At 33.1% G+C, this 3178-nt stretch carries 2 protein-coding genes; both read right to left on the bottom strand.

Annotated features, from left to right (window positions below):
- Positions 1–732: hypothetical protein (locus tag ABX784_RS16445; protein ID WP_372656150.1), on the bottom strand; the 732-nt coding region annotated here is incomplete at its 3' end.
- A gap of 261 nt (positions 733–993) precedes the next feature.
- Positions 994–3178, bottom strand: a 2185-nt coding sequence (locus ABX784_RS16440) for a hypothetical protein (protein WP_372656149.1), incomplete at its 5' end; no start/stop codon positions are given.

Here is a 3178-nt window from a genome sequence, read left to right as displayed (position 1 = left end):
GTCGAGACCTTCAGCAGCACATTGTGAGTTACTACAGCTGCTCACTGGATCTGTTGTTGTATTAGCAGGATTTATTCTAAGGTTTGTTGTTGCAAGTCCTGAGAATGCAGATTCAATTCTTGTGCTATCACTAATTGCAAGGGATGAGTATTCGTAGAGACTGATATTACTTGTTGTAAATGAACTTGTACAAGTTGGACAAACTGTTGCTGGTGAAAAAGCAGGGTTAGGTGATCTAGTAGTATCTATCTCTCCATTAACATCTAATACACTTACAGATGCGCCACACTGAACAGAGTTCACTGACTCTTCAATAAAGTCTATTCTAAAAAGTCTTTCTATACTTGCCGTTGAAGTATTTGTAATAACTATTGGAACTGCTCTTACGTTGAGTGTGTTCTTTGGTAGTGAGTTGTCTTGATAACTTCCTACTAAGCAGTATTGTTTTGATGAATTACTATCAGTATTTAGGAAGTCATGTATTGTACTCCCTCTTAAGTAACCGACAGTTTGTATATTTTGATTAATCGTAATTGTACCTTCGACTTTTTCTCCATCAAAGAACCAATATGCTTCTGTCGTTTCCTCACTATTGCTATCATCAACTTCATCAGATGAAGCTTCTTGAGAAGAGGAAGACTTTCTCTTTCCGCCACTACCTGCATCGACACAAGAAACCAGTGTCACTGTAAATAATACGATAAGAATGTTTATATATTTTTTTAAATCCATTTTGTTAGCTCGACTCCTCAGTATCTAATCGGGTATTTAAGAGCTTTATTTAAGAAAAGACGTATTTAAGAAGTACCTAGGTAAAATTGTCTTTTTTATATTTTACGCTAATACTGAATTAGAGTTGAAGATTATCTTGAAATTGTATAAGGGATTGTAGGGGACTGATATTACAGACTTTTATGCTGTAAATGTTTGATGTTGTATTTGTTGACTCAAAGGGCATGAATATAGTTGCCCATTTTAGTTGTCTAGAGATGTCTAGTTAGAGAAGTTGTAATAGCCTGAAGTCGCATACCCATTCAATGAGCTGGAAACACCATAGCCTGTAAACAGTCCTGTTCCCCAGTACTGAGGGTTATTCATGATGTATAAATAGTTTTTCTGATAAAGTGCCATATTCGTTTGGTATGGTAAGTTATTTTTAAATGAACTATTTTGCAAGTAAAGTGGTAGGCCGTTGTTAATTAAAGAAGTTCCAACAGACTTGGCAATCATTGTTCCAATACCTGTTTTCTTTGTACTAACCATCTTTCCAGATGATCTATCATAGTGCGTGTTGAAGTTTCTTCTAAACTCTTTTTGCTTAGCTGAAGGAGTCCTTGTATTTAGGTTATTTAGATCATTTTTTGCAAATGTACATAGGTTCTCTATTGTTGCATCAGATTTAGTTGTAATACCTGTCTTCAGTTGTGAATTGGCGGCAGACTTTTGTCTTGCTTTTGTTACTAGAGGCGTACATTTCTGATTAACATTACTTAAAATTTCTTCAGTCTCTTTTTTTCCTGACATATTCCATTCAATATTATCTAAGTTCGTTAGAAACTTATCATCTCCAAATACCAGTGTTGTAATATTGTTCTCACTACCTACACAGCTTTGTTTATATTCAGAAGGGCTATCATTACAGTATTCTTTGGCCGTTGCAGCAGCATATTTTACAAGATCTCCATATTTTTTCTTAGCAAGATCTCTGTGTGTTGTTAGCTCTTTATTTAGATTTAATAACTTTAAATCAATATCTGATATTTTTTTAGCAATACCGCTATTTGATTTGTTTTCTGAGTTCAATTTATCTACACAGTCCCAAAGGCTTTGAACAAAGCGAGGGCTATCAAAAGGAGCAAGACTTGAGCAAATCTCTTTCATTTGATCGAATTTTTGGTTATTAGAAAGATCGCGGCCAAGTAATCTTAGAGAGTTTAATTCACCTTTTGCAATACCAGAGACAAGTGAGTTCGCATTAAACTTACTTACTTCTTTGTTATTTTCTAAATTCTGTTCTGCGTTGTCTGGGTAATTAACTTTGCTAAAAGATAAATCATTTATTTTGTTAAAGAAGTTAGATATTGACTTGTCTCCAGTGCAGCGAATATCTATTCCAAATGCCTTTTTAGTAAAGCACTCTTTAGCTTCTTCAAAGTCTTTTTCCATTTTCACTATATTATCTAATGAGTAATCTATATTTGATGATGGTGCTCTTGATTTCATTGGGTTTGAAGTAAATGTATCTGTCTGTGGATCAATAGAGTTTACTTTAAAAAAAGTAGACAAGTTTTCTCTATCAAGGAGACCATTAGATTTATTTTTCTCTAACAATGCAGAAATTAATATAGTTCTTTCTTTAGTTAAATTGTCTACATCAACATAGTTAGTAATTTTCTCTTTTTGAATTTTTCTTAAAGCATCATCAATATTTGACTTTTCTGAATTTGCTATATCGTACGCTTCAAAGAAATTATTAGTTACATCCCCAACCATATCTTGATTTGTTTGCATGAAAATAGTCAGTACTGACTTTTCTTCAATATCTGTAAAGTTTGTACATGGATCATTAGGTGTACCTTTTAAGCCTAAAGCTTCACAACGAGACTTTATATACTTATAAGGGTTTCCGTTCGCTAGTATTTTAAATTTTTCGTAACTACTTTTTGAGCTTTTCCACTCAGGACTATTTAATATATCTTTATCATCAGTTTCTAAAAAGTTATCTTTTTCTAGAATTGCAGAAATACTACTTGTTATAGAAGTTAATATATAATTACTAATGATTTGTTTTTGTGTCTCTTGAACTGCTGTTTTAGCATTCATTGATTTTGAATAAAATGAGTTGGGATTTGTAGGGTTGAGTCTTTTTAGAAACTCTTCTCTTTGAGAGTGAATATTTTTAAATGTATCAGCAATAGACTTTTGAGCCTCTAGTTTTAACTTTTCGGCCTCTAGGTCTCTTAACGCTTTATCAGATCCAGCTACATTCTTTTCATCAAAAACTCTAGTCTCAAGTTCTCTTAGAGCATGCTTTGACTCTACACACCTTGTGCTCTCCTCTTTAGAGATTACTGTCGGTCCACTTACTACAGAGGTTAACAGTACTAGTGAATAGATTTTATTCTTAAAGCTCATTAGTTTCCTTAAATAATCTTCTAATCTATTATCTCTCATCGGT

The organism is Halobacteriovorax sp. (assembly GCF_041587335.1).
GTDB lineage: Bacteria > Bdellovibrionota > Bacteriovoracia > Bacteriovoracales > Bacteriovoracaceae > Halobacteriovorax.
Note: the sequence above shows the minus strand (reverse complement) of the source record. Positions and strands in the feature narration are given on the sequence as shown.